The 7,257-nt window shown below is 72.9% G+C and carries 3 protein-coding genes; all 3 read right to left on the bottom strand.

Annotation, left to right across the window (positions count from 1 at the left end):
- Positions 1-148 precede the first annotated feature (148 nt).
- Entirely contained in the window at positions 149-1,513 is a 1,365-nt protein-coding gene (locus ACIBU0_RS34185) for an FAD-dependent oxidoreductase (RefSeq protein WP_398826448.1), read from the bottom strand.
- 146 nt (positions 1,514-1,659) lie between these two features.
- A complete protein-coding gene (locus ACIBU0_RS34180; protein ID WP_398826446.1) occupies positions 1,660-4,437 on the bottom strand; it encodes a SpoIIE family protein phosphatase in 2,778 nt (925 codons plus the stop codon).
- Positions 4,438-4,624: 187 nt separating this feature from the next.
- Positions 4,625-7,153 (bottom strand): SpoIIE family protein phosphatase, encoded by a 2,529-nt coding sequence (locus ACIBU0_RS34175; RefSeq protein WP_398826444.1) that lies wholly within the window; start codon positions 7,151-7,153, stop codon positions 4,625-4,627.
- Between the last annotated feature and the right edge of the window lie 104 nt (positions 7,154-7,257).

Raw genomic sequence — 7,257 nt, 5'->3', positions numbered from 1 at the left:
CGTCAGTCCTCGGACGGGTCCGACCTGCCCCGGGTCGGCCTCGGTCTTGCGGGCCGGGGGGTTGGGGGGGGGGTTTGGGTGGGGGGGGGGGGGGGGGGGGGGGGCGGGGTCCCCCCCCCCCCCCCCCCTCGACTGCGCTCTTGTGCGCTTACGCGCCGCTCTCCCGGAGCATGTCCTCGCGCTCGACGATCTTCACGCGCTCACGGCCCTGCGGCTCGCCCAGCGCCTTCTCCGCGGCGTCCAGCTTGTACCAGCCGTCCCAGGTGGTGAAGCGGATCTCGCGCTCGGCGAGGAACGCCTCCACGGCCTGAGGTTCGGGCGAAACGGGCGTCTGCAGACGGCCGTTCGCGAAGTCGTCCAGCAGGTTCGCCACCGTCTCGTTGGCGTCGCCCTTGGTGTGGCCGATGAGGCCGACAGGGCCGCGCCGGATCCAGCCGGTGACGTACGTCGACTGCAGGTGCTCGCCGGACTCCTGGATGACCCGGCCGCCCTTGTCCGGGACGGTGCCGGTCTCGATGTCCCAGGGCAGCTTGGGGAGTTTGTCGGACAGGTAGCCGACCGCGCGGTAGACCGCGGTGACGTCCCAGTCCTTGAACTCGCCGGTGCCCTTGACGTTTCCGGTGCCGTCGAGGGCGGTGCGCTCGGTCCGCAGGCCGACGACCTTGCCGTCCTCGCCGAGGATCTCCGACGGCGACTCGAAGAAGTGCAGGAACAGCTTGTGCGGCCGGTCGCCGACGTCGCGGATCGCCCAGTTCTCCAGGGTCTTGGCGACCATGTCGGCCTGCTTGTTGCCGCGCCGGGTCTCGATCGAGCCCTCGTCGTAGTCGATGTCCTCGGGGTCGACGATGACCTCGATGTTGGGGGAGTGGTCCAGCTCGCGCAGCTCCATCGGGGAGAACTTCGCCTGCGCCGGGCCACGGCGGCCGAACACGTGGACCTCCAGGGCCTTGTTGGCCTTCAGTCCGTCGTACACGTTCGGCGGGATCTCCGTCGGCAGCAGCTCGTCGGCCGTCTTGGCGAGGATGCGGGCCACGTCGAGAGCGACGTTGCCGACACCGAGCACCGCGACCTTCTCCGCCTCCAGGGGCCAGGTGCGCGGCACGTCCGGGTGGCCGTCGTACCAGGAGACGAAGTCCGCGGCGCCGTAGGAGCCGTCGAGGTCGATGCCGGGTATGCGCAGCTCGCGGTCGGCCGTCGCGCCGGTCGAGAAGATCACGGCGTCGTAGAACGCGCGCAGGTCGTCCAGGCTGATGTCGTTGGGGTAGTCGACGTTGCCGAAGAGGCGGATCTGCGGCTTGTCGAGCACCTGGTGCAGGGCCGTGATGATGCCCTTGATGCGGGGGTGGTCGGGGGCGACGCCGTAACGGATCAGTCCGAACGGCGCCGGCATGCGCTCGAAGAGGTCGATGGACACACCGGGTTCGGCGGCCACCTCGGACTTGAGCAGGGCGTCGGCGGCGTAGATCCCGGCGGGGCCGGCTCCGACGATGGCTACCCGCAGGGGGCGGGGCATGATCAGGTTCCCTTCGAGCGGCGATAGATCGACTCGACGGGAAGCCTAAACTAAGGCAAGCCTAAGTCAGTACGCGGGTCCGGTCTATGAGCTCATAAGCCTGATCTATGAGCAGGGCCCGCGGAGGTACGGCGGCCCAAGTCCGCTCAGGGGACCGGCTGTTCGGCCCAGATCACCTTGCCCGCGGGCAGGTACCGGGTGCCCCAGCGTTCGGCGAGCTGCGCGACCAGGAACAGGCCGCGACCCCCCTCGTCCGTCATCGTGGCGTAGCGCAGATGCGGCGAGGTGCTGCTGCTGTCGAAGACCTCGCAGATCAGGCTGCGGTCGCGCAGCATGCGGACGCGGATGTTGTCACCGCCGTACCGGATCGCGTTGGTGACCAGCTCGCTGAGGATCAGCTCCGTCGTGAACTCCAGCTCCTCCAGCCCCCACTCCTGAAGCGTCCGCGTCACGGCGGAGCGCACCTGGGCGACGGCCGCCGGGTCGTTGGGCACCTCCCATTCGGCGACCTGGTCGGGCCCGAGCGCCTGCGTGCGGGCCACGATCAGCGCGATGTCGTCGCCCGGCCGGTCCGGCAGCCGGGCGTCCAGAACGGCCTGGCAGGTCTCCTCCGGGGTCCGGCCGGCCCGGGCCAGCGCGGCGCGCAGCAGCTCCAGGCCCTCGTCGATGTCGTGCTCGCGGTCCTCCACGAGCCCGTCCGTGTAGAGCACGAGGCGGCTGTCCTCGGCCAGCTCCAGCTCGGCCGTCTCGAACGGCAGCCCGCCCAGGCCCAGCGGGGGACCGGCGGGCACGTCGGGGAACTCGACCGTGCCGTCCGGCCGGATCAGCGCCGGCGGCGGATGGCCGGCACGGGCGATGGTGCACCGCCGCGCCACCGGGTCGTAGATGGCGTACAGACAGGTCGCGCCGGTCACCGGAGCGCTGTCGCCCTCCTGCGCCTCGTCCTGGTCGATACGGGCGACCAGCTCGTCCAGGAGCGCGAGCAGTTCGTCCGGCGGCAGGTCCAGGGCGGAGAAGTTGTGCACGGCCGTACGCAGCCGGCCCATGGTGGCCGCCGCGTGCAGCCCGTGGCCGACGACGTCGCCCACCACCAGCGCGACGCGGGCACCCGACAGCGGCAGCACGTCGAACCAGTCGCCGCCCACGCCGGCCTGAGCCGGCAGATACCGGTAGGCGATGTCCAGGGCGTTCTGCTCGGGCAGGCTGCGGGGCAGCAGGCTGCGCTGCAGGGTCACGGCCATGCTGTGCTCGCGGGTGTAGCGGCGGGCGTTGTCGATGGACACCGCGGCCCGGGCGACCAGTTCCTCGGCGAGGGCGACCTCGTCGGCGTCGAAGGGTTCCGTCTTCTTCGACCGCCAGAAGCTGACCACGCCCAGCACCAGGGACCCCGCCCTGAGCGGCACCGCGACCAGTGAGTGGATGCCGAACTCCACGACCTGCGCCGACCGCTCCAGATCCTGGGCGCGCCAGCCCGGCGCCGCCCCCAGCCGCGGCTCGATCACGGCCTGGCCCTCGCTGAGCGCGCGGCCCTGCGGCGAGGAGTCGACGAACCGGATCTGCTCGCCCACCGGATACAGCGGCGCGTCCTTGCGTATCCCGCTGCACGCCGTGCGCCGCAGCCGGGTCGCCGCCTCCGGCTGCCCGCCGGCCAGCACCGCGTCGAACAGGTCGACCGTGACGTAGTCCGCGAACCGCGGCACCGCCAGCTCCGCCAGTTCCTCGGAGGTACGCGTGACGTCCAGGCTGGTGCCGATGCCCACCCCGGCGTCGTACAGCATGTTCAGCCGCTCGCGGGCCTCCTCGGCCCGGCCCGACAGGGCCCGCAGCTCCGTCGAGTCGCGGAGCGTGGCGACGCTGCCGGACGGCCTGCCTCTGAGATGGGTGGGGCGCTGGTTGACCGCCAGCAGCCGGTCCCCCACCAGGTGCACCTCGTCCGTGGCCGTCCGGCCGGAGTCCAGCAGGTCCGCGGTGTCGGGGGAGAGACCGAGGTCGAGCACCCGGCGCCCCTCGGCGTCCTCGGGCAGGTCGAGCAGGCGGTGCGCCTCGTCGTTGGCGAGCAGCAGCCTCCCCTCGTCGCCGACGATGATCACGCCCTCCCGTACGGCGTGCAGCACGGCGTCGTGGTGCTCGTACATCCGGGTCATCTCGTCCGGACCCAGGCCGTGCGTCTGGCGCAGCAGCCGCCTGCTGACCAGCGCCGTGCCCGCCGTGGACAGGGCCAGCGCCACCGCCGCGGCGATCAGCACGAGCGGCAGCTGGCGGTCGGCGGTACCGCCCACGGTCTTCTTCGTCACCCCGGCCGAGACCAGCCCGACGACCCGCCCGTCGGGATCCTTGACGGGCACCACGGCCTGCACCAACGGCCCGATGGTGCCCGTGATCTCCTCGACCACGACCTTCCCGGCCAGCGCGGGCTCGATGGTCCCGACGAACTTCTTCCCGATGCGGTCCGGCTTGGGATGGGTGTAGCGGATCCCGTCGGTGTTCATGACGACGATGAAGTCCACGTCCGTCGCCTCGCGCGCCGCCTCGGCCCGCGGTTGCAGCACCGCGGTGGGATCCGGGCTGTCCAGCGCCTCCCGGGTGCCCGGCGCGTTGGCGAACGCCTCGGCGACGGCCACCGAACGGTGGCGGGCCTCCTGCGTGGTGTCGTACCGCACCTGCAGCACCAGTGCCACCACGGCGGCGACGACCAGCAGCAGCACGATCACCACCTGCAGCAGGAACACCTGCCCGGCGACGCTGCGCCCGCCCACCGCCGACCGCAGCCCGGAGAACCGGCCCCTGCGCCGTCCCTCGGCCAGCACGGCGGACGGTGTTCTCCGCTCGGGCACGCCACGGAAGCGGTCTGGCGCAGACCGTGCGCGCAGACCGCTGGGACGACGGGCCGACCGGGCCCCGGATCGACCCACTAGTCGGACCATGTGCCCATGTCTACACTGCCGCGCCTCAGGAGGCGAGAGACGTCACAGACCGTGACAGGACCCGCTCCTTCTCCCACACGACGATCACAGGAGGGATACGGCGGCCTTCCGCAACTCCCGTACCCACGGCGGGGTTACGACGACGTCGGCACCGCCGCGACACGGCCCCCGCGCGACCCGGGCACCCTCACTTCCGATGCGGCGGTGCGGCGCGCCGCGTGGCGAGCAGCAGGGCGATGTCGTCGGGGCGGTCCGGCGTGTGCCGGGCCTTCGCGGTGAGCCTGTCGGCCATGCCCGCCAGCGAACGCCCGCCCGGGCGGGCGGGAGGGGCACCGGCCCGGGCCAGCGCCACCCGCAACGCGCTGATGCCGTCGTCGATGTCGACGCCGGGCCGCTCGACGAGCCCGTCGGTGTACAGCGCGAGGACGGAGCCGGGCTCGATCCGCAGCTCCGCCACCGGATATCGGGCCTGTGGGTCCACGCCGAGCACGACGTCGCCGGGCAGGTCGACGACCTGCGTTCGGCCGTCCGGGTGGCGCAGCAGCGGCGGCAGGTGCCCGGCCACGGCCGCCTGCGCGACGCCGGTCGCCGGATCCAGCCGGAGGTAGCAGCAACTGGCGAACAGGCCGGAGTCGAGGTCGATGAGCAGACGGTTGGTGCCGCTCATGACCTCGTCGGGCGGCAGGTCACCGACGGCGAAGGCACGGACGGCGGTGCGCAGCTGGCCCATCGTCGCCGCCGCCTGCACCCCGTGTCCCTGCACATCGCCGATCACCAGCGCGATCCCGTCCCCGGCGGTGACGACGTCGTACCAGTCGCCGCCCACCTCCATGCCCTGCGTGCCGGGCAGATAGCGTCCGGCGGTCTCCATCAGCGGATGCTGCGACAGCCGCCGCGGGAGCAGCGCCTCCTGCAGGCCCCGGGCCAGCGCGGCCTCGCTCTCGTAGCGCCGGGCCTTCTCCATGGCGTGCGCGATCAGCCCCGCCATGGCGGTCAGCACCGTACGTTCCTCGGTGCTGAAGCTGCGCGGCCGGTCGAAGCCGAGGATGCAGGAGCCCACCGGCCGTCCGGAGGCGATCAGGGGCAGGAAGGCGCGGGCGCCCTCCGTCGCGTCCAGGGCGATGCCCGGATAGGCGTCGGCGAGCTGCTGCATCGAGTCGAAGAACAGCGGGCGCCCGCTCGTCAGCGTCTCGACGCCGGGCAGCCGGGCGTCCAGCCCCACGCCCTCGAACGGAGCGAGGAACCCCTGGGGGAAGCCGGTCTCCCAGGCCAGATGCAGATGCCGCTCCTGCAACAGATAGATGGCCAGCCGACGGCCGCCGAACGCGGGCAGCAGCTCCCGCACCACCACCGCGGACACCTGACGCGCCGTGACCGCCTCCGTCAGCGCGATGGCCAGGACGATGGGGCGGTACAGGGGAGACAGCGAGGGCGCACGGACGGGTTCCGGTGCGGTCTCGGCGTCCGGGAGGCCGGACGGGCTGCCGGCCACCCGGTGTCCCGGACGCAGCGTGCAGGTCAGAAAGTCCGGACCGGGATAGACGGACAGGGCGAGCCAGTCGCCCCCGAACGGGCGGGCGGCAGCCGGCTCACGCCGATGGGCGGACGGTCTTCGGACGTGGAAGTGCACCGGATCCGGAGACAGCAGCGCTCCGCGCAGATGATCCTCGACGGCGGGCTGGTTCAGCCACGGCACGCCCTCCCACAGCGGCCGGCCGAGCAGTTCGGTGCGGGGCCGGCGCAACAGCGCCGCGGCGCGCGGATTCGCGTAGACGACCGCACCCAGCCGGTCCAGGCAGAACACCCCGTCCGGCAGCAGATCGGCCGCCGCGTCCGCCACGGTGCTGGGCCCCGGATCGAGGACGACACCCCGTACGGTCGCCGCCCCGGAGCGAGCCGGGTCGTCGTACGGCCCCCACACCTCGACCAGCCGCAGCGCGCCGTCCGCGCCGTGCGCGTACAGCGGCAGCGCCGGTGACCGGCCCCTGGCCGCCTCGCGCAGCGCCGCCAGGATCGGCTCCGCGTCACCGGGGGCGATGGCCTGCGCGAACCCCTCCAGCGTGCCGTCGGTTTCCCCAGCGGCCCGGCCCAGGACGAGGTTCAGCCGCTCGTCCGCCGTCACGGCGCCCGTCGCCGGATCCCAGGAGAAGCGTCCGAGGCGCCCCGAGGGAGGGCGGCCGGCGGGCGGCCGGACGCACTCCGGCCCGCCTTCCCAGGACACCGCCGACGCGTCCGCGTCCGCGAGTTTCTGCAGCGCCGCCCCCAGCTCCTCGGCCAGCCGCGCCATGCGTTCGCGCGCCGACAGCAGCTCGGTGGCGTCGGCCGCCGAGGGCCGCAGCACGGCCAGCACACCGAACACCGTCGAGCCGCCGGCGATGGGGACGTGGAGGGACCCGAACTGGAACGGCAGGCCGGCCGCGAACTGCGGATAGCGGCGCATCGTCTCCGTCGCGTTCGGCAGCACCACCTCGACGCCGAGGCGGTAGGCGTCCGCGACGGGGAACGGCCGGTCCACGTGGAGCCGCCACCACGGCTTGAACAGGGGGCCCGGCAACCCCTCCAGTACCGCGAGCCGCAACAGACCGGGCGTGCGTGAGCGCAGGTAGACGCCGCCCGCGTAGCCACCCGCCGCGCTGATCGCCTCCGCCGAGGCATCGATCAGCAGCGCCGCCAGCCTGCCGGGCGTCCGCTCTGCGCCTGAGGCGCTCCCAGTCATCGGCCCTACCTCGTCCGTACGCCATCGCGCGTGCGACACAGCAAGAATGCGCCACGACGTACCTTGCCCGCACCTGGGACGGCGTGACCAGGGGAGTGCGGGCC

It is taken from the genome of Streptomyces sp. NPDC049627 (genome assembly GCF_044465645.1).
In the GTDB taxonomy this organism is placed as follows: domain Bacteria; phylum Actinomycetota; class Actinomycetes; order Streptomycetales; family Streptomycetaceae; genus Streptomyces.
The sequence above is the reverse complement of the archived record's forward strand: the minus strand, read 5'-3'. Positions and strand labels throughout refer to the sequence as shown.

Excerpts from the sequence above, each read along its gene's own strand:
- ACIBU0_RS34175 (WP_398826444.1), bottom strand. The coding sequence starts at position 7,153 with ATGACTGGGAGCGCCTCAGGCGCAGAGCGGACGCCCGGCAGGCTGGCG.
- ACIBU0_RS34180 (WP_398826446.1), bottom strand. The coding sequence starts at position 4,437 with ATGGTCCGACTAGTGGGTCGATCCGGGGCCCGGTCGGCCCGTCGTCCC.
- ACIBU0_RS34185 (WP_398826448.1), bottom strand. The coding sequence starts at position 1,513 with ATGCCCCGCCCCCTGCGGGTAGCCATCGTCGGAGCCGGCCCCGCCGGG.